General features: G+C 66.4%; 22 protein-coding genes. 9 read left to right on the top strand and 13 right to left on the bottom strand.

All coding sequences use genetic code 11. The features are described 5' to 3' along the window. Positions 1-188: 188 nt before the first annotated feature. Positions 189-842: an OmpA family protein gene (locus tag L2D00_08470; GenBank protein WBQ11883.1), complete on the bottom strand. Its 654-nt coding sequence runs from the start codon at positions 840-842 to the stop codon at positions 189-191. A gap of 295 nt (positions 843-1,137) precedes the next feature. Here L2D00_08470 and groES point away from each other — a divergent pair, with 295 nt between their 5' ends. Beyond that, complete coding sequence (gene groES, locus L2D00_08465) at positions 1,138-1,425, top strand: co-chaperone GroES (protein WBQ11882.1); 288 nt, start codon at positions 1,138-1,140, stop codon at positions 1,423-1,425. 51 nt (positions 1,426-1,476) lie between these two features. Next, a complete protein-coding gene (gene groL / locus L2D00_08460; protein ID WBQ11881.1) occupies positions 1,477-3,123 on the top strand; it encodes a chaperonin GroEL in 1,647 nt (548 codons plus the stop codon). A gap of 98 nt (positions 3,124-3,221) precedes the next feature. Here the strand turns inward: groL and L2D00_08455 are convergent, their stop codons facing one another. The 4 genes from L2D00_08455 to L2D00_08440 form a co-directional block, all read right to left on the bottom strand. Continuing rightward, complete coding sequence (locus L2D00_08455) at positions 3,222-3,875, bottom strand: hypothetical protein (GenBank protein WBQ11880.1); 654 nt, start codon at positions 3,873-3,875, stop codon at positions 3,222-3,224. Positions 3,876-4,044: 169 nt separating this feature from the next. Further along, on the bottom strand, positions 4,045-4,413 hold the full coding sequence (locus tag L2D00_08450) for a hypothetical protein (GenBank protein WBQ11879.1): 369 nt from the start codon (positions 4,411-4,413) through the stop codon (positions 4,045-4,047). After that, on the bottom strand, positions 4,413-5,882 hold the full coding sequence (locus L2D00_08445; GenBank protein ID WBQ11878.1) for an ATP-binding protein: 1,470 nt from the start codon (positions 5,880-5,882) through the stop codon (positions 4,413-4,415). Before L2D00_08445 ends, L2D00_08450 begins: the two co-directional genes overlap by 1 nt. 104 nt (positions 5,883-5,986) lie before the next feature. Then, a complete protein-coding gene (locus tag L2D00_08440) occupies positions 5,987-9,052 on the bottom strand; it encodes a PAS domain S-box protein (protein WBQ11877.1) in 3,066 nt (1,021 codons plus the stop codon). Between the two features lie 290 nt (positions 9,053-9,342). On the opposite strand from L2D00_08440, the gene L2D00_08435 reads away from it, so the two are divergent. Further along, entirely contained in the window at positions 9,343-10,338 is a 996-nt protein-coding gene (locus L2D00_08435) for a calcium/sodium antiporter (protein WBQ11876.1), read from the top strand. Between the two features lie 7 nt (positions 10,339-10,345). Here L2D00_08435 and L2D00_08430 read toward each other — a convergent pair whose 3' ends face one another. The 4 genes from L2D00_08430 to L2D00_08415 form a co-directional block, all read right to left on the bottom strand. After that, positions 10,346-11,770 carry an aldehyde dehydrogenase family protein gene (locus L2D00_08430; protein ID WBQ11875.1) on the bottom strand — a complete coding sequence of 475 codons (1,425 nt, stop codon included), beginning with the start codon at positions 11,768-11,770 and terminating at the stop codon, positions 10,346-10,348. Continuing rightward, the gene (locus L2D00_08425; GenBank protein WBQ11874.1) at positions 11,767-13,380 is read right to left on the bottom strand and encodes an FAD-binding oxidoreductase; all 1,614 of its coding nucleotides are present in this window, start codon (positions 13,378-13,380) and stop codon (positions 11,767-11,769) included. Before L2D00_08425 ends, L2D00_08430 begins: the two co-directional genes overlap by 4 nt. 15 nt (positions 13,381-13,395) lie before the next feature. After that, complete coding sequence (locus L2D00_08420; GenBank protein WBQ11873.1) at positions 13,396-14,043, bottom strand: hypothetical protein; 648 nt, start codon at positions 14,041-14,043, stop codon at positions 13,396-13,398. 110 nt (positions 14,044-14,153) lie between these two features. After that, entirely contained in the window at positions 14,154-14,975 is an 822-nt protein-coding gene (locus tag L2D00_08415; GenBank protein WBQ11872.1) for a GntR family transcriptional regulator, read from the bottom strand. A gap of 83 nt (positions 14,976-15,058) precedes the next feature. Here L2D00_08415 and L2D00_08410 point away from each other — a divergent pair, with 83 nt between their 5' ends. Next, positions 15,059-16,105: a nitrilase gene (locus L2D00_08410; GenBank protein ID WBQ11871.1), complete on the top strand. Its 1,047-nt coding sequence runs from the start codon at positions 15,059-15,061 to the stop codon at positions 16,103-16,105. Between the two features lie 109 nt (positions 16,106-16,214). After that, positions 16,215-16,712 carry a hypothetical protein gene (locus L2D00_08405; protein WBQ11870.1) on the top strand — a complete coding sequence of 166 codons (498 nt, stop codon included), beginning with the start codon at positions 16,215-16,217 and terminating at the stop codon, positions 16,710-16,712. A 38-nt stretch (positions 16,713-16,750) separates the two neighbouring features. Here L2D00_08405 and L2D00_08400 read toward each other — a convergent pair whose 3' ends face one another. Beyond that, entirely contained in the window at positions 16,751-18,676 is a 1,926-nt protein-coding gene (locus L2D00_08400) for a glycosyltransferase (protein ID WBQ11869.1), read from the bottom strand. 153 nt (positions 18,677-18,829) lie between these two features. Here L2D00_08400 and L2D00_08395 point away from each other — a divergent pair, with 153 nt between their 5' ends. After that, the gene (locus L2D00_08395; GenBank protein WBQ11868.1) at positions 18,830-19,756 is read left to right on the top strand and encodes a hypothetical protein; all 927 of its coding nucleotides are present in this window, start codon (positions 18,830-18,832) and stop codon (positions 19,754-19,756) included. A gap of 176 nt (positions 19,757-19,932) precedes the next feature. Further along, positions 19,933-21,882 carry a hypothetical protein gene (locus tag L2D00_08390; GenBank protein WBQ11867.1) on the top strand — a complete coding sequence of 650 codons (1,950 nt, stop codon included), beginning with the start codon at positions 19,933-19,935 and terminating at the stop codon, positions 21,880-21,882. 42 nt (positions 21,883-21,924) lie between these two features. Here L2D00_08390 and L2D00_08385 read toward each other — a convergent pair whose 3' ends face one another. Next, entirely contained in the window at positions 21,925-22,395 is a 471-nt protein-coding gene (locus L2D00_08385) for a universal stress protein (protein ID WBQ11866.1), read from the bottom strand. A 57-nt stretch (positions 22,396-22,452) separates the two neighbouring features. Between L2D00_08385 and L2D00_08380 the strand changes: the two genes are divergently transcribed. Beyond that, positions 22,453-23,052 carry a hypothetical protein gene (locus tag L2D00_08380; GenBank protein WBQ11865.1) on the top strand — a complete coding sequence of 200 codons (600 nt, stop codon included), beginning with the start codon at positions 22,453-22,455 and terminating at the stop codon, positions 23,050-23,052. Here L2D00_08380 and L2D00_08375 read toward each other — a convergent pair. Both L2D00_08375 and gshB read right to left on the bottom strand, forming a co-directional pair. Continuing rightward, positions 22,995-23,780 carry a hypothetical protein gene (locus L2D00_08375; protein ID WBQ11864.1) on the bottom strand — a complete coding sequence of 262 codons (786 nt, stop codon included), beginning with the start codon at positions 23,778-23,780 and terminating at the stop codon, positions 22,995-22,997. The two genes, L2D00_08380 and L2D00_08375, sit on opposite strands and share 58 nt — an antisense overlap. Then, a complete protein-coding gene (gshB, locus tag L2D00_08370) occupies positions 23,777-24,721 on the bottom strand; it encodes a glutathione synthase (protein WBQ11863.1) in 945 nt (314 codons plus the stop codon). Before gshB ends, L2D00_08375 begins: the two co-directional genes overlap by 4 nt. A 137-nt stretch (positions 24,722-24,858) precedes the next feature. Between gshB and L2D00_08365 the strand changes: the two genes are divergently transcribed. Further along, positions 24,859-25,800 carry an alpha/beta fold hydrolase gene (locus tag L2D00_08365; GenBank protein WBQ11862.1) on the top strand — a complete coding sequence of 314 codons (942 nt, stop codon included), beginning with the start codon at positions 24,859-24,861 and terminating at the stop codon, positions 25,798-25,800. The last annotated feature ends 1 nt before the right edge of the window (position 25,801 follow it).

Raw genomic sequence — 25,801 nt, 5'->3', positions numbered from 1 at the left:
ATCCCTGATGCGCTCCCCCCAAGGCGCACGCGCCTTGTGCAGCCGTCCGAGCCGCCATCGTCCCCCCACCACCCCGATGGCTCGGGCGGCTGCACATTTCCTTTTCCGCTCAACAAGGCCCCCGAACGCAAAACGCCCGGCCGCAAGGGCCGGGCGCAGCGTCTGTCAGGCATGAGCCTGAGAGGCGTTTACGAACCGCGGTGCGGCGCGATGCGGATTTCCACGCGGCGATTGGCGGCGCGGCCCTCATCGGTCGAGTTGTCCGCGACTGGCTGGGTCAGGCCCATGCCGGCCACGAACAGGCGCTCGCGGATCACGCCGCGACCGATCAGCTCGGCGGCCACCGAGCTGGCGCGGCGCTCGGAAAGCTGCTGGTTGAACTGGGCGGAGCCGACACTGTCGGTGTGGCCGACCACGTCCACATAGGTGGCCGGATAGGTCTGCAGCACATCGCCGACATCATGCAGCACGCCGCTGAAGCGCGGGCTCACGGTCGCCGAACCGGTGGCGAAGGTGATATTGCCCGGCATCACCAGGACCAGATCATCGCCCACACGGCGCACGGTCACACCCGATTCGCGCAGGCGCTCGCGCATGTCGCGCTCCTGACGGTCCATGTAATTGCCGACGGCGCCGCCAGCCAGCGCGCCCACGCCTGCGCCGATCAGCGCGTTGCGGCGGTCATCACCGCCCGCCAGCATGCCGAGCAGAGCGCCCGCCGCGGCACCCGCCAGGACGCCCTGTCCGGTGCGGTTCGGGTTGGTGTTGCCATACTGGTCGGTGGTGGTGCACGCAGCCAGGCTCACGGCCAGGGTTGCGGCGGCAAGAGAACGGATAATCATCTGAGACTCCCTCGAGAATGTCGTGTTCGCGCGCCAAGGCAGTCCCGGTGCGCAGGCTTCCGGCCAGGCCGAAGCTTAAATCAACCTAGCATGAACGCGCACTGAACACATGCGTTCCCGAGTGGCGCAATTTTATGGCGCCAGAGCGCCGCGCCACCCCTTGACGCTTGCCAGCGGCCCTCTTACTTCCACGAGCGTTGGCAGCCGGGGGATGAGAGTGCTAACGCCCCTTTTCCCGATAGCCAGACAGATACCGGAACGATGAGCGATACCGCTCGATAACGGAGACACGGTCATGAAATTTCGTCCGCTGCACGATCGCGTGCTGGTGAAGCGCGTTGAAGAAGAAGCCAAGACCAAGGGCGGGATCATCATTCCCGACACGGCCAAGGAAAAGCCCCAGGAAGGCGAAGTCGTCGCCGTGGGCGGTGGAGCGATCAAGGAAGACGGTTCGGTCCGTCAGCTGGACGTGAAAGCGGGCGACCGCATCCTGTTCGGCAAATGGTCGGGCACCGAGGTGACGGTTGATGGTCAGGAACTCCTGATCATGAAGGAATCCGACATCCTGGGCATTCTGGCCTGAGGCCGGCGCATCCCACCCATCGTCTGAACACCTGAAAAGAGAGAACACCCTATGTCCGCGAAAGACGTGAAATTCGGCGCATCCGCCCGCGAGCGCATGCTGCGTGGCGTTGATATCCTGGCCGACGCTGTGAAAGTCACCCTCGGCCCCAAAGGCCGTAACGTGGTGATCGAGAAATCCTTCGGCGCGCCGCGCACCACCAAGGACGGCGTTACCGTCGCCAAGGAAATCGAACTGGAAGACAAGTTCGAGAACATGGGCGCCCAGATGGTCCGCGAAGTCGCTTCGCGCACCAATGACGAAGCCGGCGACGGCACCACGACCGCCACCGTGCTGGCCCAGGCCATCATCCGCGAAGGCATGAAGTCGGTGGCTGCCGGCATGAACCCGATGGACCTCAAGCGCGGCATCGACAAGGCCGTCCTGAAAGTCATCGAGACCATCAAGGGCATGGCCACCCCGATCAAGGGCTCCTCGGAAATCGCCCAGGTCGGCACGATCTCGGCCAATGGCGAATCCTCCATTGGCGACATGATCGCCCGTGCGATGGAAAAAGTCGGCAATGAAGGCGTGATCACGGTCGAGGAAGCCAAATCCCTCGAAACCGAGCTGGAAGTCGTCGAAGGCATGCAGTTCGACCGCGGCTACCTGTCGCCCTACTTCATCACCGACGCCGAAAAAATGCGCGCCGAGCTGGAAGATCCCTACATCCTCCTGTTCGAAAAGAAGCTGTCCTCGCTGCAGGCCATGCTGCCCGTGCTCGAGGCGGTGGTTCAGTCCAACCGTCCGCTGCTGATCATCTCCGAAGACGTCGAAGGCGAAGCGCTGGCCACCCTGGTGGTCAACAAGCTGCGCGGTGGCCTGAAAATCGCCGCCGTCAAGGCACCGGGCTTCGGTGATCGCCGCAAGGCCATGCTGGAGGACATCGCTGTCCTGACCGGCGGGCAGGTGATCTCCGAAGATCTCGGCATCAAGCTCGAGAACGTCACCCTGGACATGCTGGGCACCGCCAAGAAAGTGTCCATCACCAAAGATGACACCACCATCGTGGACGGCGCCGGCGAGAAAGTCGCGATCGAGGGCCGGGTCAACCAGATTCGCCGCCAGATTGAGGACACGTCCTCCGACTACGACAAGGAGAAGCTGCAAGAGCGTCTGGCCAAACTCGCCGGCGGTGTGGCCGTGATCAAGGTCGGCGGCGCGTCTGAAATCGAAGTGAAAGAGCGCAAGGACCGTGTTGACGATGCCCTGAACGCCACCCGCGCTGCGGTGGAAGAAGGCATCGTGCCGGGCGGCGGCGTGGCTCTGCTGAAAGCCTCCAAAGTCCTGGTCGGCATGACCGGCGACAATGAGGACCAGAACCAGGGCATCCAGATCATCGCCCGCGCCCTGCAGGCCCCGATCCGTCAGATCGCCGAAAACGCCGGTGTTGAAGGCTCGATCGTGGTGGGCAAGGTGATGGAGTCCAAGGACGCCAACTTTGGCTACAACGCCCAGACCGAGAAGTACGAAGACCTGGTCGCCTCGGGCGTCATCGACCCGGCCAAAGTGGTGCGCACCGCGCTGCAGGACGCCGCGTCCGTGGCCGCGCTGATGATCACCACCGAAGCGGCTGTGGCCGAAAAGCCGAAGAAAGACTCCGGCCAGTCCATGGGCGGCGGCGGCGGCATGGGCGGCATGGGCGGCATGGACTTCTAGTCCACGCTTCTCACCGACGCATTACGCGAAAGGGCGGCTGGCGACAGCCGCCCTTTTTCTATGGGGTCTGGAGTGCGGCTGAAGCCGTTCGCGGCGTATTAATCGGCGCTGCGGGTCAGAACTGGAAACAGCACCAGAGTGACATCGCGATCGTCCTGCTCACCTATGCCGATGGCGGCCATGTTATCAGGGTAGACGATCAGCGTGGGCGTGGAGACGATCTCGCGCCCTTGCGGCCCCTCGCGATAGATCACCACCTCCAGGATCAGCCTGTCCGGGCTGCACGGTGCCGGTGCATCGGGGGCGCAGGGGCGGGCGGTGACGGAGAAGTGGTGCGGGTCCTCGTCGCCGGTTGTCGGGCTGGTCACTGGTTGATCGAACGGTGCCAGCAGCCGACCCTGTGCAATGGTGAAATTGCCGACCTCAATAAAATAGTCCAGCCGCAGGTCCTCAGCGCTCGCGCTCGGCGCAAAGACAAGGGCCATGGCACCTGTCGCGGCGGCTGCGCCGCCGCCGATTAAGCCAATGATCCAGCGAACTCGCCGCATCATCATCTCCTTCAGGTTCGCAAGCCGGACCGGCCAGCCACGCCGCCGGTCCGGCACATAGCCGACGATCAGCGACCGGATGACGGCCCCGCTGGAGATGCCTTCCTCGCGGCATCGCGCGAGAAACTCCTCCTTCAGCTGGTCGGGCAGGCGCACGTCCAGCTTCGCGTTGGCTTTCAGTTTCTTGGTCCGGTCGCGTGTCATGGCGGCTCCCAGCTTGAAGGCTCCATCGTCAGCCAAGCTAGCAAATGCGTGTCATGACAGGCAGAAAATCCGTGTCCGACACGTGCATTTTCTTCGCGGCAAGGTTCTGCGTGGTGCCTCGCCGTGCGGTTTGACCGGCACGCCGGGCCCAAAAGTCTGACAGAGGCGTTCAGCCCCCCGCCGCCAGCGACTCGCCAATAGCCCGCGCCACCGCCTCCGGTTCCAGCAGGTCGGATTTCGAGACCGGCCCGATCAGACTGAGAACTTGCGATGACGCACTCACGCCCTCGGGCGCGGCGGTGATCAGGAGGACAGGTCCGCGCCAGCCGCTGGCCTCGATCAGGGGCAGGGTCTCTGAAAAGCATATCCAGGGCGGCACGCGGCGGTCGAGTATGACCAGATCGGCTTGCGGCGCGTCAGCGAAAGCCTCCACGCGGGTGAAGTGCGCCAGCGTGTGGTCCGATCCGGAATGCTCAAGCAGGCTGCGCAGGATCAGCGCCTCCACCGGATCGTCATCGATGAGCGCGATGCGCGCCACTACGCCGCCGCCCCGTTCAGCCGGGCGTTCAGGGCGTTGACCAGGGCTTGCCCGTCCACCGGCTTGGCGAAGAAGCGATCGGCCCCCAGCCCGTCGAGGCGCTCGCGCGTGTCCTTGGTGACGTCGGCGGTGAGGATGAAGACTGGCAAATCGGCCGGCCCGGTCTCCCCGGCCCGGATGCGGCGCAGCGCTTCATCCCCGCTCATCCCCGGCATGTGCAGGTCCATGAGGACGGCGTCGACGGTCCCCGATCGCAAATGGTCCAGCGCGTCCGAGGCGCAGCCTGTCTGGGTGACCTGGAAGCCGGCCTGGCTGAGCATGCCCACGGCCACATCGCGGTTCACCGAATGGTCCTCCACCACAAGCACATTGCGTGCGGGGCCCGGCGGCGCAGGGATCGCCGCGGTTTCGCGAGGGTCATGCGCGAAGGCCGCCAGGGGCGCAGGCTGCTCGACCCAAAACAGGGCACCGTGACCGGGTTCAGAGTCAACGCCGATGCGCCCGCCGGCCAACTCGGTCAGTTCGCGTGCAATCGCCAGACCCAGCCCGGCGCCGCCATGATCCCGGCTCGCGCTCATATCAGCCTCGCTGAAGCGCTCGAACACGCGGCCCTGGAACGCCAGGTCCAGGCCCGGCCCTGTGTCTTCGACTTCAAGGCGCAACCAGCCCTGCGGCAGCGCGCGCGCCCGTACGCGCACACCGCCCTGCTCGCTGAATTTCACGGCGTTCGAGACGAGATTGATCAAAACCTGCGCGAAGCGCTGGGGGTCGATCAGAACCGGGCCCTCCAGCGCCGCATCAATCTCGACGGTGATGGTCAGACCCTTGGCCGCAGCGCCCGCCGCCCCCGCCTGCAACGCCTCGTGCACCACGTCCGCCAGACGCACCGGCTGCGGGAACAAGGTCAGCTTGCCCGCTTCGATGCGCGCGATGTCCAGGACATCCTCGATCACCGCCTGAAGCGCGCGGCCCGAGGCCCGGATCGTGTCCGCATAGCTGCGCTGGCGCGGGTCCAGAGGGGTCATTTCCAGCAATTGCGCCATGCCGATCATCCCGTTGAGGGGCGTGCGGATCTCATGGCTCATATTGGCGAGGAATTCGGACTTGGCCTGGTTGGCCCGGTCTGCATCGATCAGCGCCGCCTGCAATTCAGTCTTCATGCCCTTGATCTTGAGGATCAGGGCATCGCCGAACAGCACCGCAGGCGTGCCAACGGCCACTGACACGATAACGCCGATCACCGCGATGGTCGCAATCAGCCCCTGAGTGCCGGCCGGCTCGAACAGATCGCGCAACAAGAAGCCCAGCAGGACGGACAGAATCAGACTGGCTGCGACGATGATGATGATCAGGACCGTATTGGATGCCAGTGAGCTGGCCTGCTCGGTTTTGTCCAGCACACGGTTCAGCCAGGCCGGGCCCGGCGGCGCGGCTCTGCCGGCTTCGGCCCCGATTTCGGTCTTGTCCATGCTCGCTCCCCATTTGGTGGCGCAGAATTGAAGCGACCGGGGCTGACGTCAAGCATCTCGGCCTCAACCAGTCCTTTCCAGCGGAGTTTGAAGCGGATCGAGCCCTACGCTGCGTCTCCCGTCAGCCGGGCACGCAGGGCGTTGACCAGGGCCTCCCCGTCGACAGGCTTGGCGAAAAAGCGATCGGCACCCAGCTCGTCCAGCCGCTCGCGCGTATCCTTCGTCACGTCTGCGGTGACGATGAAGACCGGCAAATCGGCCGGTCCGGCCTCCCCGGCGCGGATGCGGCGCAGCGCCTCGTCGCCGCCCATGCCGGGCATGTGCAGGTCAAGAAGCATGGCGTCCACGCCGCCTTCGCGCAAATAATCGAGGGCTTTGGCGGCACACTCAGCCTCGCAGACGACAAATCCGGCCTCATGGAGCATGCCGGCCGCCACCGCGCGATTGACCGGATTGTCTTCAACCACCAGAACGCGCCGCGCCGGACCCGGCGGGGGCGGGGTGGGGGATTCAGCGTGCGAAGGCTGTACCGGGCCGCAGGGCGGCGCGGGCTGCTCCACCCAGAACAGGGCGCCCTGTCCGGGCTCGGAGTCCACGCCGATGCGGCCACCGGCCAGTTCGGTCAGTTCGCGGGCGATGGCCAGGCCCAGCCCGGCACCGCCATGGGCGCGGCTGGGGCTCATATCGGCCTGACTGAACCGCTCGAACACCCGCACCTGAAGGGCGCGGTCCAGCCCCGGCCCGGTGTCCTGCACCTCCAGCCGGATCCAGTCGCCGGGAAGGGACCGGACGCGCACGGTCACCTGGCCATGCTGGGTGAATTTAACCGCATTGGAGATCAGATTGGTCAGCACCTGGGCCAACCGCTGGGAGTCCACCTTCACCGGCGTCTCCAGCGCCGGATCAATCTCCGTGATGATGTCCAGCCCCTTGCGCACGGCCTGACCGCCGATCGCTGCCAGCGCCTGGGTAACGATATCGCCAGCCAATGCCGGTTTGGGTGACAGGGTCAGCTTGCCGGCCTCGATGCGCGAAATGTCCAGCACGTCCTCGATCACCGCCTGCAGCGCGCGGCCGGACGACCGGATCGTCTCCACATAACTGCGCTGGCGGGCGTCCAGAGCGGTCAGCTCCATCAGCTGGGCCATGCCCAGCACGCCGTTGAGGGGGGTGCGGATCTCATGGCTCATATTAGCCAGGAATTGCGTTTTGGCGGCGCTGGCACTCTCGGCGGCGTCGAGCAGTTCCTTCAGCCGTAGTTCGGCGGCCTTGCGCTCGGTCAGGTCCTGGGTGATGCCCACAATGCGCAAGGGCTTGCCCGACGCATCGCGCCCGACCACGCCGACATGGGCGTAAATCCAGACAGGGGAGCCGTCGGGCTTCACGATGCGGTGTTCGGAATTGACCTCCTCCAATTCGCCTGCGACCAGGCGGCGCAAAAGTCCGGCCGCCAGCTCCACATCGTCGGGATGGGTAAAGGTATAGGCCTCGGCCGCTGTCATCGGAATGTCGGCCAGTTGTGGCCTGCCCATCAGCTCGGCCAGCGTGGCGTCCATGCTGACCAGGCCCGTTTCGCCATCCTGCTCCCAGACACCCAGCCTGCCCGACTTGAGTGCGATCTGGGCGCGGACGCCCAGGCGGCGGGCCTCGGCCTCGGCGGCCCGCTCGGCAGTAATGTCGATCAGCGACCCGGCCATGCGCACGACGCGGCCCGTTTCATCGCGGATTGCGCTTCCCATTGACCGCACATGAACATAGCCGCCGCGCGCATCGTGAAAGCGCATGTCTTGACGATAGGGCTCGCCGTTCACCAGATGACGCTGCGTCGCTGCCTCGATGCGTGGGCGGTCCTCCGGATGCAGCAGCTCAAGAAAGTCGTCTGTGGGGCCCACCCATTCGCCCGGCGGGCCACCAATCAACTCGTTGAAGCGTGGAGAGAGATAAACTTCTCTGCGCACGATATCATTGTCCCAGATCGCCATCAGGGATCCGGAGACCGCCAGCTGATAGCGTGTGTTTGCCTGCTTCAAGGCTTCCTGCGCCTTGAACAGGTAGGTTACATCATGAACCTGACACACAACGTGTACGCGGCCATCAAGGGTGACGGGTGCCGCATTGATTGACAGATGACGGCGTTCCCCCTTCGCGTTTTCGATGGCGTGACGGACCCCGCGCACTGTGCGCCCTGTGCGCATCACCTGAACAAACGGCAGTTCATCATTGGGAAATTCGCCACCCTCATCGGTGACGATCGCCCACTCACGGGAGTTGAATTTGCGGCGTGCTATGTCGTCATGGGTGACGCCCAGCACATGCTCGGCTTCAGTGTTGGCAAACACAATCTGCCCGCTGTCATCAAGCACGGTCAGGGCACCGGCGCTGGTTGCAATAATGGCCTGAAGATAATCCCGCTCTGCCTTCAGCTCGCGCTCCGCGCGCTCAAGATCGCTGACATCGCGAGCGACCAGAATGTATTGATGCGCGGTGCCCGGGCTCGCCGCCGGCTTCAGGGCGGCGGACATTTCGAACCAGCGCAAGCCCTCGAGCGTTTCAAGCTCGTAGCGGTAGCCGGATGCGAAGCCTTTCTTATCCACCTCGGCCATGATCGCGCGGCCCATTGCGGCAATGTCGGGCGGCAGCATGTCTTCAAGCAGGCTGCCGACCAGCTGGTCCTGCTGTGCCGTGAGCTTTCCCGGATCGTTGACATGGGCCGCAGTGAACCGGCCGTCATGGTCGACCTCAAGCACGATGTCCGGCATGGCGTTCAGCGTCGCCTGCAGCCGGTTGCGCGCGTTGATCGCGGCCTGTTCCTGGATTTTGCGTTCGGTGATGTCGGTATGGACCGCGACGAACCCGTGCATGGCGCCGTCCGGGCCGTAGGTGGGCTGCACGTCGATATCCAGCCAGTAGCGTTCGCCCTCCCGGCTCTCGCACAGCATGTCGACGCGCACCCGCCGGCCCGCCTCCATCTCCCGGCGCAATATCGGGCCGACTTCGGGGTCCGTGTCATCGCAACGCAGGAATTGCCCCGGGTTGCGTCCGCGCACCACGTCAAGCGCATAGCCTGTGCGTATTTCCCATGCCCGATTGACCCATAGAATGGTGCGATCCAGCCCCATCACCACCAGCATGTGACTGGCGCTCTGGACCAAAGTGGTCAGCCTGAGCATCAGGTCGCTTCTTGAAATTGCCTCGGCCATCGCTCCCCGCCAGGTCTGTCATGAATGAAGATATAACCGCAGCCGCGTCCTCTGTGATACCCCGGGCTTGCACTCTTCCGTCACAGGCCACGCCGGTCTATATCCTGTGCGAACGACCCTGACCCCCGACTGTTGTTGAAAGGTGAACCCATGGCCGCTCTGATCGCTCTTGGTCTCTGCTTTGGCGTGTTTGCGATTTTGAACCTGATCGACAACAAGCGCCTCGACTAGCGCGCGCATCCGCTGACGCGGGGGCTGCATTGACCGAAAACCTCCTCCTGATCCTGATGGTCACCATCGGGATCGTGCTGCTGCTCGTGGGCGGCGACGTGCTGGTGCGCGGTGCCACGGCGATGGCGCGCAAGATGGGCGTGCCGCCGCTGATAGTCGGCCTCACCGTCGTGGCCTTCGGCACCAGCGCGCCGGAAATGGTGGTTTCGGTGGCCGCGGCCATCCAGGGCGCGCCGGGCCTCGCCTACGGCATTATCGTCGGCTCCAATATCGCCAATATCCTGCTGGTCCTTGGCGTGGCAGCCCTGTTTGCGCCGCTGGTGACCCGCGCGCCCGGCGTGCGCACCAACACCGCGATCGCTGTTGTCCTGACCGCCGTATTCATCGCCCTGGGCCTGAACGGCGAGTTCGGCCTGCGCGAAGGCTGGGTGCTGATCGGAGCGATTATCCTCTACGTGCTCTGGCTCGCCTGGTCAGCGACGCGGCCCAAGGCGGCGGACGACCCGCTCCTGTCCGAGATGACCGACGTCGACAACATGGACGGCCTGCCGCGCACGGCCCTCATGATCACGGTCTTCCTGATCGTGGGCCTGGTCCTGTTGCCGCTGGGCGCCCACTTCGTGGTGTCCAACGGGTCGGTATTCGCCCGCCAGCTGGGCATCAGCGAAGCCGTTATCGGCCTGACCCTGCTGGCCGTGGGCACCAGCCTGCCCGAGCTTGCCACCGCCATCGTCGCCGCCGTGCGCAAGCAGGCCGCCATGGCATTCGGCAACATTATCGGCTCCAACATCTTCAACATCGCTGCCGTGGGCGGGCTGACAGCCGTGTCGGCACATTTGGCGGGCGCGTCGGTCACGGTGGACGCGATCTTCCTGCGCTTTGATTTCTGGGTGATGGCGGCGGCCATGCTGGCTGGCGCGGTCTTTGTGTTCACCCAGCGGCCGATCGGACGCGTCGCCGGCATCGTGCTGTCGGGCGGTTACGCCGCCTATCTTGCGGCGCTGGTCTACATCCATCTGGGCTGAGGCCGGATCAGCCTTCCTCGCGGAATGCCTCCAGAGGGGCGGGCGCGCTGGTATTGGCGATCAGCGCCTGGCGGCGGTAGAAGCGCGTCAGCCCTGCCGCGCCCATGCGTGAGGGGCCGAGCCCCGATTGCCGGAAGCTCTGCTTTTCCGCCTCGTAAAACAGTGCCGTCAGCGCCGCGTCATTGAGTGACACCGCGCCGGCTTCCAGCCGCCGGGCGATGGCTTCGGCCTCGTCAAGGTCGCCGGCGAACACCGCCGCCGACAGGCCGTAGACCGTGTCATTGGCCAGCGCGACCGCCTCATCCACATCCTCAAATGCCATCACAGGAAGGACCGGACCGAAGGTTTCTTCCGTCATCACTGCCATGGTGTGATCCACGTTCGACATCACCGTGGGCCGGATCCACAGACCCCCGCCATGGCGCTCCACCTTGCCGCCGGTGTGCACGCGCGCGCCTTTGGATTTCGCGTCCCTGATCTGTCCGGCGATCAGATCGGCCTGTTTTTCAAAGATGATGGGACCGATCTCGCCCTGGGTGATGTCCGGCCAGTTCAGGCGCACCTGGCCCGCCGCCTCTACCAGCCGCTCCAGGAAAGCGTCATGGATCGCCCGGTCCACATAGATGCGCTCGATGGACTGGCAGGCCTGGCCGGTGGACAGGACCGAGCCGCGCAAGGCCGCACGCACAGCCAGCTCCAGATCGGCGCTGCGCGTGATGATCAGCGGGTCCTTGCCGCCGAGCTCCAGGAAGGCCGGGATCAGGCGCTGCGCGCAGGCCGCAGCGACCTTGCGGCCCGTGGGGACCGAGCCGGTGAAGCAGATGAGATCACTCACCGCGATCACCTGCTGGCCGGTGTCGCCAGCGCCCGGCGCGAAGGCGATGAGATCAGATAGGCCGGCCTCTGCAATGCTCGCCGCCACCGGTTCGGCAAAGCGCGGCGTCACTTCGGACGGCTTGATCAGCACAGCGCAGCCCGCCGCCAGCGCGGGAATGGCGTCGATCAGCGACAGGGTGAGCGGGAAATTCCACGGGCTGATCACGCCCACCAGCGGGTAGGGGATGAACTGGCCTGAATGTTTCAGCGCCGGATTGCTGCGCCCCGGGATCCAGCCGGCTTGGGGAGCCAGGGCCGGCGCGCTCGCTGCCCAGCCGCGGATTGATGCGCACGCGCCCTGGACCTCCATGCGCGCCACCCGGCGCCGGCCGGTATCAGTCTCCAGCGCGGCCGCGATGGCGTCGATATCGCGGGCCATGATATCCGCCCAGCTCACGAGCCGCTCCAGCCGCGCGTCGAGCGGCATGGCCGCCCAGCCGCCTTGCGCCGCGCGCAGGCGCGCGGCCGTGGCCTGGAGTTCAGCTTCGCCGGGCGGCGTAAAGCGGTAATCGGCCTTGCCGGTGCGCGGATTGCGCACGGAGATCGTTCGGGTCATGGCTTGCCGTCCAGTCTCAGGGCGCCGGGATTGATGATGTTGTGCGGGTCCAGCTCGGTCTTGATCGCGCGCAGCAGCGCAAGCGCCGGCGCTGACCGCGTGCGCGCCAGCGGATAGGTGCGCCCGATCTGGAAATGCGCTGCGCCATAGCGGGTGAAGATATCCACAACTGCCGTGCGCGCCTCTGCCACCAGCGCGGTCGCCGCCGGATCGGCGGGCCGGGGCTTGAGGGTCTTGAGATAGCCCGCTTCCACATGCGCGCGGTGCAGATCGAACAATTCATCGGGCCACAGGAAGACCGGCTCCACCAGAAAGCCGGTGGTGGAGAGCGTGGTCACCAGAAAGCCGGTTGTCACGCCATGATTGTCAAAGCGCGTTTTCAGGCTGGCGAACAGTGCCTCGATTTCGGCCCAGCAGGCCGGGCCGTCATCCATGGCGACAATGCCATGAACCGGAACCCAGCGCTCGGCACTCGGCCCGATCATGTTGTTGAGCGGGGTAAAGGGATTGGCGCGGATCACCTTGGGGATAGTCGGCTCCACGCCGCGCCCGCCCGCCCGCTCGGCGAGCTGTGTCAGCTGGCGCAGGGCGTCATCGGCACCGGTTTTGGAATGGCTCTCTGTGACCACATGCAGATTGAAGTCGGCCTCACCGAGGAATGACCGCCCGGCCAGCGCCATTTTCGCGCCCTCGGTGAGGCCCTTCATCAAACTCTTCTGGCCGGTGACCACCTTGCCCAGGGTTTTGGCGTCGCTCATCAGCGAGGCGCGCTTCATGCGCACGGCGGTCAGGCCCGGATCAAACGCGAACAGCTCGCACGCCAGTCCGGTGCGGCCCATGGAGGCCATGGCCGCCGCGCAGGCCTCGCGGGACGCGAACGAGAAACTCGCCCAGCGCTCATGGGCCGGGGCGGGGATCAGACGAAGCGTGATCTCGGTCTTCACCCCCAGCGCCCCGGCATCGCCGCAGAACAGGCCGGTCAGGTCCGGGCCATAGTGACGGAAGAAGGGGCGGGCGGGGCCGGTGCCGGTCTCGCCCGAAGCGCTGCCTGTGCGCAGGATCACATCCTGTGGAAGGGCGACGGAGACGGACAGCACACTGTCGGCCGTCGGGCCATGGACCCCGGCACCAAAGAAGGCGTTGTTCTGCGACACGCCCCCGCCAACGGTGGAGGAAGTCCCCGAGAGCGGCCCCCAGAACGGGGTGCGCAGGCCGGTGGGTGCGAGCGCCTCGTTCAGTGTCTTCCAGGTGCACCCGGCCTCCACGCGCACATACATGCCCGCTTCGCTGATCTCGAGCACCCGGTTCATGCGCGTGGTGTCCACAGACACGCCCCCGGGACGGTCAGGCAGATACCCCGCCGTGTAGGACATGCCCCCGCCGCGCGGATAGACCGCGGCTCCGGCGTCAGCGCAGGCGCGCACGACGGCCGCGCACTCGGCCTCGCTGGCCGGGCTTGCGACCAGATCCACCCGCGCGCCCTCACGCCAGACATCCTGGGAAAACAGGATTCGGGCGGCGTCACCGGCCTGCACGTGATCGGCACCGATGATCCCGGACAGGGTGGTGGCAAGAGTTTCGATCGTGGCCGCTTCAGCGGATTGGTTCATGGTGGTCATGCTCCCTCAGACCGGCTGCAGCACGCCAAGCGCGGCGGCACCGAGCACCGCTGCCCAGATCACAAACACCCAGATTCGGGCTTTCGACAGGCTGGCGCGGACGATGGTTTCAGCCTCGCTATCGCCCTGGCCCGCCGCGATCCGGCCGAAGGCCGCACCGAAAGGCGACAGCACACGCCGCACCATCAGTCCGGCAAACACCGCCAGCGCCAGCAGCACCAGCTTGCCTGCAATGAACAGGGGCAGGACGATCACGCCGGCAAGTCCCGCTGCGCCCGCACCGGCAAAACCGATCAGCGCCACAATCCGGATCGCCATGTCGACGCGCTGGCCCAGCCCGTCCGGCCCGGCTTTGAGATGCACCATCCACGCCGCCACGGCCCAGACCAGCGCCAGCGCAAACGCCGGCGCGATCCAGACCGGACCGGCCGGCAGCCAGCCTTCATACACCGCCAGCGCAAAGCCTGTGGGGAAGGCGAATATCAGCGCCATGCGCGGGGCCATATCCACATGCATCAATATGGTGGCAGCTGCGGCCCGGCCTGCCGGCGCGCGTGCCGGATCGGCCACCAGACGGCTGGCGACAAACGCGCCCAGATCACCACCCAGCCAATAGACCAGAACCAGAATATGGATGAGTTCCAGGAGCGCCATCGCCCGCCTTCCGCTCGCTTTACCCCTTGATAAGCCGGCAGGACCAGCTTCAAATGGTATAGTTATATATCTTTTGTGCGGAGGGGAAGATCATGCGGGCTGCGCGGGCCTCAGCTCATTTCGGCTTCGCTCCAGTCATCGTCGGCGGCGTCCTTGCGCACCAGACGCATGTGGTAGCGGAAGCGTTCAGGCCGGTAATAGGCGATGATATGCTGTACCGCGCGCCCGTCCGCGCCGCGCATGATGCGCTTGATCTTCAACAGCGGCGAGCCCGGCGAGATGCGCAGCGCCGACGCGATCAGCGGCTCGGCGGCCACCGCCGTGATGGTCTGGTCGGCCTCCACCGTTTCGGCGCCCGCCCGGCGCAGCAATTCCTGCATGGGTTGGGTCTTCAGGTCTTCCTGGCTGTAGCGCGCCGCAATCTCCCACGGCACATGGGTGACCAGATAGGAAAACGTGTCGCCTTCCAGCGAGCGCAGGCGCACCGCCCGCTGAAGCTTGCAACCGGGGTCCAGCGTCATTTCCAGCGCCAGCTCCTCGCTGGCGCGTACCGCTTCCGCCTCCAGAAGCTGGACCTGGGTCTCCAGCCCCATGCGTTTGAGGGCGTCGAACAGCGTGTCGAACCGTCCTTCCACCACCGGTGCGGACGCGTTGTGGGTGACCACTGTGCCGCGCCCGCGATGGCGGGTGACGAAGCCGTGGGCGGCCAGCTCATTCATGGCGCGCTTGACGGTTATGCGCGAGACATTGAACAGGCGCGTCAGCTCCTGCTCGCCCGGCAGGATCGCGCCTGCGGGGAATCCGCCCTCGCGAATCCGGTCGCGCAACACCAGGAAGATCTGGTGATACAGCGGTGTGGGCAGGGTCTCGTCGATCAGGTCGGGCGCCAGGCGAGTCGCGGCGCTGCCGTCCAGCCGGGAAGTCGGGCTCATGTCTGGCCTGCCGATGTCCGTGACGGAGTGTTCATGTCCGGACTATGTCTTGGGTTCGCCGTCAACTGCAAGGAGCCAGTGTCATGACGCAAGCCGCCCCCGCCTATACGGCGCTCGCCCTGCAGTCTCTGTGCGAGACGGTGAATGCCTGCCCCGACGCGGACAGTGCGCGCGCGCGCATGCTGGCCTCCATCGCGCGCATCCGCGCCGAGATTGCAGGGTCCGTCGCCTTTATCGGCCCGGACGTGCGCCTGGTCGTGCTGCCCGAGTATGCGCTCACCGGTTTTCCCATGCGCGAAACCGCTGCCGAATGGCGCGCCAAGGCGTCGATCAGCGCAGACGGGCCGGAGTTCGGCGCCATGGCCGCCATCGCGGCCGATTTCAACATCTTCCTGGCCTGGAACGGCTACGAGACCGACCCGCACTTCCCCGACCTCTACTTCCAGGCCTGCGTGGTGATCGATCCGTCCGGCGCGCAGGTGCTGCGCTATCGCCGCCTCATCTCCATGTATGCGCCCAGCCCCTATGACGTGCTCGACGCCTATCTTGACGCCTATGGCGAGGATGCGCTGTTTCCCGTCGCCGATACCGCCATCGGCCGGTTGGCGGCGATTGCGTCCGAAGAGATTCTTCACCCCGAGATCGCCCGCCTGCACGCAGTGCGCGGCGCGGAGGTGTTCGTGCATTCATCGTCTGAAGTGTCGAGCCCCCAGGCCACGCCCAAGAATATCGCCAAGCAGGCGCGCGCCATTGAAAACCTCGCCTATGTGGTGTCGGCCAATACCGGGGGCATGACCGGTACGCCCATCCCCCAGGCCAGCGCCGACCGGGGCTCCAAGATCGTCGATCCGCGCGGCCTGATCATCGCCGAAGCCGCGTCTGGCCCGTCCATGTGCGCCTATGGCGAGGTCGATGTGGGGCTGGTACGCCGCCTGCGGCGCAAGGTGTCCATGGGCAATCTCCTGGCCCGTCAGCCCATGGAGCTTTGGGCGCGTGCCTATGCCGGCGCTCGCGTCCATCCGCCCGAAACGCTGATGGCGGACGGCGCGGTCACCACGCCTGCCAAGGATTTCTACCGCGCCCGTCAGGCCGGGGTGATCGAGGCCCTGGCCAGGCGCGGCGTGATCTGACGCCCCCTGTTCAGGGGAGGGCGCGCGCTGCGCCCGCCGCCTAACCTCCCGTTCGGTGAAGCCGGACCGGCCTTGATGACCGGCCGGCACCAGAATGGGGATATTTTCGATGAAACAGTATCTTGCCGCCGCAGGTGCGGCGATTGTCCTGGCCGGTGCAGCATCGGCCCAGGAGGGCCAGGTCATGCGCATGGGCGATACGGCCATGAGCTGTCAGCAGATTGTCGTGGCCGCCACCGAGCAGACCGATATTCTCGGCGGTTCGCCCGAGGGCGGACTTCTGGGCAGTGAATACGCTGTCGGCGCGGCCACCGCGCTGGTCCAGCAAGGCGCGTTGATGTCCGGCGCGGGCCGGGCCATCCCGGGCCTGGGTGCCGTGGGCGGCATGATGGGCCGCGCTGCCCAGCGCCAGCGCGAACAGGAAGAGGCGCGCCGGGCCATCGCAGAGAAGCGCTGGTATTTCCTCAACGGCCTGTATGGCGGGCGCGATTGCGACACGGTGTTGCGCCGGGAAGCCGAAGCCGCGGCCGCAGCCGCTGCGGCACCCGCCGCAGCACCTGTTGACCAGCCCGCAGACGAGCCGGCCCCGCAGGGCGACGGCCGCTAGACGCGCGCGGTTTCGCCGTCAGCTCCGCCCGGCCCGGATTATTCCGGGAAGGGCGGGGCCTGGCGCGGTTTGGGTGCGGCGAAGGCTTTGTCCTCGCGCCTGGCCGGATAGATCAGCGAGAGCGTGGAGCCCAGCGTGTAGTAAGAGCGCAGGAAGCGGAATCCCATGTAAAGCGGCAGGATCAGGATGAGATCAAAGCGCCGCCACAGGATCAGCACGGTCAGCGCCAGCACAAACGGCATGCCCAGCACCACCGCCACCACGGTGGCGAAGTGGGGGTGGCCATACACGCCGCCAAACAGCAGGAACACGATCACGCCATAGATCAGCAGCGGCGTCATCATGGCCCGCCGCGCCCCGTTGAGCAGGGTGAAAGGCAGCACCACGCAGCCGATGATGGACCCGTTGGCAAACAGCGCCCGGCGGTTATGGGCGGTGACGTGATAGAGCGAGCGGAACCAGCGCGTGCGCTGCTCGCGCAGGAAGGCCAGCGTGTCGGGCGTCTCGGTATAGAATTTCGCGCGCGGGTCCGACACCATCCGCCAGCCCAGGCTGGTCATGGCCAGCGTGATGTCGGTGTCCTCGCCATTCATGCCTTCAGTGAAGCCGCCTGCCTCGTCCAGCGCGGCCTTGCGGTAGATCACGAACATGCCCGGCAGGCCGAAAATGCCGCCAAACGCGCCAAAGCTCACCTGCACAAACCCGTGGCGCAGCAAGACTTCAATGGCGCGCACCTTGGACAAAAGGCCTTCGCCTTCGTGGGGCAAAGGCAGTCCGCCCACGCCGCCGACCTTGGCGTTGGCGAAATGGCGCATGGCAATGCGGATGGCGTCCGGCCCGATGGTGGTGTCGGCGTCGATGCGCACGACAAATTCGTCCCCGATCATGTCCAGACCGCGATTGAGCGCCTTGGCCTTGCCCGGAATCTGGCTGGCATCCACGGTCCAGCCGGACAGATGCGTGCACTCACCCAGCGTGGTTTCGGCCAGGCGGGCCGTGGCGTCGCTGGAGCAATTCTCCATCACCACAACGCGCACCGGCCCGTCATAGCGCGCCGCGGCAGCATCCACCGCGCGCAGGGTTTCATGGATCTGGTGGGCTTCGTTGTGGGCAGGCACCAGCACGGTGACCGGCGGGGAGAAGGCGCGCCGGCGCGAGACCATGTTGCGGATCCAGCCAATGGCGGCTAGCTGGCCTGTCATCAGCTGCTGGGCCAGGAACACGCCCGGCCCCATCCCGCCCAGAATGGCGATGGAGCGCAGATAGCCCGCCTCGTCGCCATAGACTGTCGCCACGATGATGGCGATCACCGCGGCGATGGCCGCTGCGATGAACAGGATGGCGTACTCATGCACCTTGCCGGTGCGCAGATTGGCGACGCCAGAATCCACCGGCAGCCGCGCATTGGAGATCAGCGTGTGGGGAAAGATCACCAGCCCCGCCATGCCGGTCAGGAATTGCTGGAAATGGATCGGCCAGACCGCATCGGCGAAGCGCCAGCTCAGCCATGCCCCGCCATCGATGATGGCACAGGCCAGGGCGAACTTGGCCAGAAACAGCACGGCCAGCCGGCCCCGCGTCAGCACCGAGCCGTAGGCGAACAGGGCGTAGGTGAGGAAAAACGACACGATGAAGCTGCGCACCGGCAGCATGGAATTGACCCGGTCGGCGCTGAAAATCACGAAATCGCGCGGGATCGGCACGTCGAGCAAGCCGGTGCGCGCCAGTTCCGGCAGCGCCAGCACAATGACAGAGATGAACGCGAAGGCGATCAGGGCCGTGTCCTGCACCCCGCGCGGGCGGGCGACCGATACCGCCCTGGGTGCCGAGTCCACCGAACGGAAGAAATCTGCCGACCGTCCCGCGCTGTCCAGCCGGGCTGCGTCCGGCTTGCTTTTTGCGCCCGGCCGGACCTTCGGGTCCGCCGTCTGGGGACGCGTCTGCGTCCGGATGCCCTCTTCCATATGCGTCCCCTGGCCTCGAAATCGCCTGATGCGCGCCCCTCAAGACCCGCAATCGCACCCCATGGCTCTATCTTAACGCCCGATTAACCGGCAAAATAAAGGCCAAAACCGACATCGGCCAAACTAGGGCCGATCAAGATCGAGGGGGATTGCATGCGCATCACGTTCGCCGCTGCAGGGCTGGCGCTCATGACCGGAGCTGCCGCTGACGCCCAGGATGGGCGGTTCGAATTCAACTCCGACACCATGATCGCGCGCGATGACCCGTTCTCGCCCGATGATGAGCTGGCCACGGGTCCCGGCGGCCAGCCGTTTGGCCTCGCCACCGGGTTTGATTCCAATAACTGGGCCCGGTGGGTGCAGCCTTTGTCCGGCCGCCAGGTGCTGCGTTTTGAACAGCAGGTGCGCGTGCGCAGCTATTCTGATCGCGACGGGCTGGATTCCATCCTGCTCACCCCGCGCATCCAGTACTGGAACACCACGCAGGACAACACAGTCCAGTTTCGCATCTCTGCCGCCTACAGCCATTTGACGCGCGACGGCTCGACCCAGTGGACCCGGCCCGAGGCCGAGGCCCAGCTGCGCTGGCGTCCGCGCGGAGACCGCACGCTGGAGACGGTCGGGCGGCTGCGGATCAACGCCTATGATTTCCGTGGCGCAGCCCTGCAGGGGCTGAGCTCCACGCGCGCACGCGCCGGGGTCGAACAGTTCGTGCGCGCTGCGGACGAGGCTTGGGAGGTGCGCCTGTCGGCCTTCCGCGAAACCGCGGATGCTGACCGGGACGCCTTCTCCTTCGACGAGACGCGTCTGGGCGCGGACGTGAGCTGGCGCGCCGGGACCCGCACCACGCTGGGCCTCGCCGCCGACTATCGTGATCGCGACTACAAGGACGCCTTCTCGCTCGCGGTTCCGCTGGAGCGCTCCGATCGGCGCCTGCTGGCCGAGGCGCGTGTGGAGCATCGCTTGGGCGAGCGCGCCACCGCCTTCGTCGCCGTCGGCCATCTGGACAATCAGTCCAATATCGCCTCGCGCGACTATGGCGGCGCGGTGTGGCGGCTGGGTGTGCGCTTCCGGTTCTAGGGGCGGCAGCTGCGCCCGGATGGAACCCGATGCCACATTCGCGCCTTGAACATGCCGCCTCGAAGTCTGATTGCAGACCTTTCCAAGCCGTAATGGCGGTCCACCTCTGACGTGGTGAACAGATGACTAACGCCCTGGGGCGGGGCGACAGAGCGATTGCTCAAAAGGGGCTGACGATGAAATCGACCAAAGAAGACAAGCGGCGCTTTCCCTGGTTCTCGGCATCGCTGGGTATCATTGCCCTGGCGAGCGTGGCGACCCTTTTCGTGTCCGGCCAGCTCAATGCCGGGCAGGGTGATTTCGGCCTGTTCGTGACCCGCACCGCCGAGCGCCTGACCAATGCCCAGGCCGTGATCGGGGTGGAAGGCCGCCACCGCATCCGCTTTGAGGACGCCGGTGCCCAGACAGGGGTCGTGGTCTCCGGATTTCCGTCTTTCGCCGCCGTGACCCTGCCGCTTGTGCGCGACCAGGCGCCGCGCGCCGTCCGCCTGGTGCTGACCGGCGAACAGGATGTCGGTCCCGAGACCGTGACCGCCCTGCAGGTCACGGTGAATGGCAAGCGCGTGATGGAGCGCCGCCTCACGCCAGGCCGGCGCACCTTCAACTGGGTGTTTGATCTGACCGAAGATATGGCGGGCGCTTCGGAAGCGCGCGTCGCCTTCCAGCTCAGCGGCGACCTGCCCCAGGATTTGTGCCACAACGAACGCTCCATGGGTGCCATGGTGGCGTTCACCGCCCAATCCGGTGTCGAGGTGGACCTGGACGGTCCCCTGACCTCGGTACGTGACGTGATGGCGTTGACGCCGCGCGTTGTGACGATCGGGCTGGAGGAGGGCGATTCCTGGTTCGAACTGGCGGTGCGTCTGGGCGCGCGCCTGGCCCGCAATGGCTATCAGATCGAGATGGTCGATCTCTCTACCGCCGCCGAGATGGTTCAGCCCGGCACGCGCGGTCTGATCCTGGCAGCCTCGCCCGAAGCGCTGCGCCGTGCCGGCTTCACGCCGGTGCGTGAGCGCGCCCCGGCCGGGGCGGGCCTCTATCGCCGCGCCGGTGCCACGCTGGTGGCCCTGATGGATGCCGAACGCTTCGAGACAGTGAACTTCCTGACCAGCGAGATGGCGTCCATCGCGCGGTCTGACGTCATCGATGCGGTCCTGTTCGAGGATCTGGCACCCGACGCGGCCATGACCCCGCTATCGGCTTTCGGTGCGGACAATTCGGTGCAGAACATCTCCAACAGCCGCACCTGGCGGATGGAATATGCCCTCTCGGATCTGCCGGGCGGACGCCTGCCCGAAGCGGTGGCGCTGGACCTGCGCCTGTCTGAGGGCCCGGATGGCTTCACCAATCTGGTGCACACCGTCCTCAACGGCGAAATGATCGACTCGCGCCGGCTCCAGCCCGGCGTGGACAGCCGCTTCGCTGTCGGCCTGCCCCCGCATCTGCACGGCCTGACCAATCAGCTGGCCGTCACCCTGCAGCGCCACCGCGACACCGGCGGGTGCGAAATCAGCCAGCAGCGCTTCCCCGTCCAGCTCAGTGCCGATAGCGGGCTGATGATGGCGCGCGGCGCCGGCGCGGCCGGTTTCACCGCGTTGCCGCCCGCGTTCAGCGATGGGCTTCTGGTGCGCCTGCCCTCCGAGATGAACGGGCCGGAACGCCTGGTCAACGGGCGGGTGGCGGCTGAAGCTATTGCGCGCTTTGCCCCGCGCCGGGCGGAGCTGGCGTTCGAGTTCGTCGAGGTGGACAATGGCGGGTCCGGGCGCATTACCCGGCCGTTCCTGACGGTCAACAACATGCCGGTCAACGCCGAGGCGCCCCTGCGCGTCTATGCCGACCGCCTGGTGATGGACACGGGCAGCTTTGACGCCAATGCCGATGTGCGCGCCCTGTCCGATCTGGCGCTGCTCCAGGCGTCGCGGGCGCGTCTGAACCCCAATGCGCCGCCCGGCGAGCCGGCGGTGTATGTGCCAGGTCTGCTGGTGCACGCCATCGACCAGGCACCGTCCATGATGGGTGCCGCGCTGGGCCGGGAGTTCGTCTCCATCGTCCATGCTGACGGTGAAGCGGTGGCTCCGCGCAGTGCCTCTGTGGCCGGCCTGACGGCGGCATTGCCGCGCGGATAGCAGCCCGGGTCCCGGCGCGCGGGCACCGGACCGGGCAGGCCCTCAGGCCAGCGCCTTGAGCTGATCGCGGGTCAGGCCGGCGGGCACCACGGTCACCGGGATCACCCGGGCGTCGAACAGGCCCTTGCCGCGCCCCAGCGCACTGACCAGCGGGCCGGGTCCATCGCCTTCGGCCGCCGCGCCCAGCACCAGGATGGCGATGGCGTCATCGGTCTCGATCAGCTGACGCAGCTCGTCCAGCAGGACGCCCTCGCGCAGAATCACTTCAGGGCGCGCGCCGGTGACCTCTTCGACGTCTTCGGCGAGACTTTCCAGCGCTGCTTCGGCATTGTGCAGCGCCTCGGCGCGCATGGCGTCGCCGACGCCCAGCCACAGCTCGCCCGAGCTTTCCACCTGCGCCACCGCCAGAATGGTCACCGCGCCATCGGTCTTGCGCGCCCGGCGCGCAGCAAAGTATGCAGCCAGACGGCTCTCGTCGGAGCCGTCTGCGATCACGAGGAATTTGCGCGCCATGGTCATGATGCTGACGCTGCCCTGTTCGCCCGTTCAGGGCAAGCCCGGGCGCACGTCATGACCGCGTCATCGCCGATCATCATGCTCGAGGACCGCCGCTCGGTGGTGGCCCCCACGCGTACGGTGAGCCTTTACCCGGACCGCCTTGACCTGTCCGACAAGGGCGCGCTGTTCAAACGCATTGATCTGGCGGCCATTACCGAAGTGCGCCTGACGGTGGAGCCGGCACCCGGTGCCGGGACCGGCGCGCTGGTGGTGTGCCGCGTGCGCGCCGGGTCCAGCGAGATCGCCTTCGGCTCGCGCCGTCTGAAGCCCGATGGCGGCTGGAGCGATGAGGGCTATGCCTTCCGCAAGGCGATCATCGCGCTGCACACCGCCCTGCGCCCGCGCGCCGGCGAGATTGCATTCCGTGAGGGGCCATCCTTGCGCACCCGTCTCATCCTGTGCGCGGCCGGCCTCGCCCTCGTCATCGGGGCCATCACCTTCACAGGATACATGTTGCTGGCGCGCAATGCCGGCCTGCTGGCGGTGATGGGCGCGCCGTTTGCCCTGATCGGCGGCGCGATTGCCTGGATGTACCGGCCGCGCCCGGACCAGGCCTATGACCCGGACGCGTTGATCCAGCGGTTCTCCGGAAAAACCGCCGACAGGGCCTGATCGCGCGCGTCGCGCAGGCGGGCGTCCGACACATTCTCCAGCACGAACCGGTCGACCGGCAGATCAAGGCCCAGCGCCTCGATCGCCATGGATTGTGCCTCCCACTGCCCGCCCTCGGGCCAGCCGCATCCTGTGGAGGGGAAGGCGGCGACCCGCAGCGGCAAGCAGCCGCTGAGACAGGCATAGGCCTCGAACGGTGCCCTGACCGCGGGCGGCGCATCGGACGGGGCGATCGGCACGCCGTCATAGACGGCACCGCGGTCTTCCGTCGCGTTCATGATGGCATAGTCGCGCGCGCTCAACAGTGTCGCCCAGACCCGTGCCGTCCCGCCCGGGCGCGCCACCAGCGTGGCGGGCACGGAGCCATATTCGGCCAGCCGGTTGGCATAGGCGACAATGTGCTCGGGCACGGTGATGGGGATGACCAGGATCGCCACATCATCAAGGTGCGCGGCGAATTTGCGACGCAGCTGGCCCGGCGCGGCGTTGGAGCCGACAGCCGCCACGGCGTGATAGGCGCCGGCTTCATAATCACCAAGCTGGCCCGGCGTCAGCAGATCGCCCAGCGCCACATCGTCCCGGGCCACATGCACCCGCCACTGCGCGAAGCCGCCGTGTGTGGAGGTGATTGCCCAGCTGGCCCCGTTGAGGAACACGAAGGCCTGCCTGGGCCGCGCGAACGGATAGCTCAGCGCCCATTGCAGGCGCAATGTGGCCTCATCGATCATGCCCGCTTCGCTTCGATCCAGTCGGCGATCAGGGCCGAGCCGTCCACGCCGGAAAACCGCCGCAGCTCCTGCAGGCCGGTGGGCGAGGTGACGTTGATTTCAGTCAGGTAGCGCCCGATCACATCGATCCCGACAAACACGAGGCCCCGCCGCTTCAGCTCCGGGCCGATGATGGCGCAAATCTCCAGATCACGCGCCGACAGCGTGGATTCCACTGCCTTGCCGCCCACATGCATGTTGGCGCGCACCTCGCCCTCGGCAGGGATGCGGTTGATCGCCCCGATGGGCTCGCCATCAATCAGGATCACCCGCTTGTCGCCGTTGCGCACATCCGGCACGAAGGCTTGGGCCATCAGCGGATCACGGCTGACCTGCTGGAACAGCTCCACCAGCGAGGCGAGATTCTCCGCCGTCTCGCGCACCCGGAACACGCCCGCCCCGCCATTGCCGAACAGCGGCTTGACCACGATGTCGCGATTATGGCGCTCGAAAAAGGCGCGGATTTCCTTTTCATCCGACGTGATCAGCGTCGGCGGCATCAGGCCTTCGAACAGGGTCACGAACAGCTTTTCCGGCGCATCGCGCACATGGCGCGGATCATTCACCACCAGCACCTGCGGCTGGAGATGCTCCAATAGGTGCGTCGAGGTGATGTAGCTCATGTCAAAGGGCGGGTCCTGGCGCAGGAAGACCACGTCCACGCCATGCAGGTCCAGCACCGCCGGCCCGGCCAGGCGCACATGATCGCCCTGCACACGCTGCAAATGCTCCACCCGCCGCGCCAGCGCCCGCACCCGCCCGTCCTCGAACGTCAGGTGGCGCGGCTCATGCACCCACAGCTGATGGCCGCGATTGAAGCATTCGAGCGCAATATCAAACGTGGAATCCCCGTCCACATTGACATGCGTGATCGGGTCCATCTGAAAAGCAATTCTGAGCATGGGCGAGGTATCTCCTGACAGGGTCAGCGCGCGCGGTGCGCTAGAGGTAGGCGATGGCGCGGCGCGAGGGAAGCGCTGGACTCGCCGCGCCCGCCCCCGCAAGCTGGCGTGTGTCACCTCAAGGGGGAGGGGAGGACGTGGACGGGTCTGGCTGGATCGAGGCCGCGTACGCCCTGTGGACCGGCCTGCCGGGCTGGGTTCAGGGCGCGGCGCTGACGCTTCTGGGCGTGTATGCGCTGTGGACCGTGCTGTTTCTGGCGCAGCGCCGGCTGATCTATTTCACCGATCCCACCCGCATCGCCCCGGCCGAGGCCGGCCTCACGCAGGCGCGCGAAATCGAGCTGAAAACCCGCGACGGGCAGACGCTGGTGCTCTGGCGCGCCGACCCGGCCTGGGAGGGCGCACCGCATATCCTGTACCTGCACGGCAACCGGCGCGCCCTGTGGCGCCGGGCGCGCTTCTTCCGCATGTTTCTGGCCGCCGGCTGGGGCTTTACCGCGCTGGCCCACCGGGGCTTCAACGGCTCCACCGGACGGCCGGGCGAGCGGGTCAATGTGGCCGATGCAATTTTTACCCTGGACCAGATCGCGGCAGACGGCGTCGATCCCCTGCGCGTGGTGGTCTATGGCGAATCCATGGGGTCGGGCACGGCCATCCAGGTGGCGGCCGCCCGCGCCGTGGGCGGGGTGATCCTGCATGCGCCCTATGACAGCTTTCGCGATATCGTGCGCGCGCGCACCGGCTGGCTGCTGCCGCGGGCCTTGTTCCGTGAACGGTATGATTCCATCCGCCAGATCGGGCGGGTCACCGCGCCGATCCTCTGGCTGCATGGCGATGATGACCGGGTGATCCCGCTCGCGCGCGGACGCAGGCTCTACGATGCTGCGCGCGGCCCGAAATACGCCGCCCTGGTCAAGGGCGCGAACCATTTCGGCATCTACACCCAGCAGGTGTTCAACCAGCACATCCGCTTCTTCTGCGACAGCGTCGCGCGCGCCAGCACCGATCCGCGCCTGGAGGGCGAGATGAGCGTCATCGACCCGGTCCTGCCCAGCGAAGATGCGCGGCCGGAGTTATAGG

It is taken from the genome of Hyphomonadaceae bacterium BL14, from assembly GCA_027627705.1.
GTDB lineage: Bacteria > Pseudomonadota > Alphaproteobacteria > Caulobacterales > Maricaulaceae > Oceanicaulis.
Note: the sequence above shows the minus strand (reverse complement) of the source record. Positions and strands in the feature narration are given on the sequence as shown.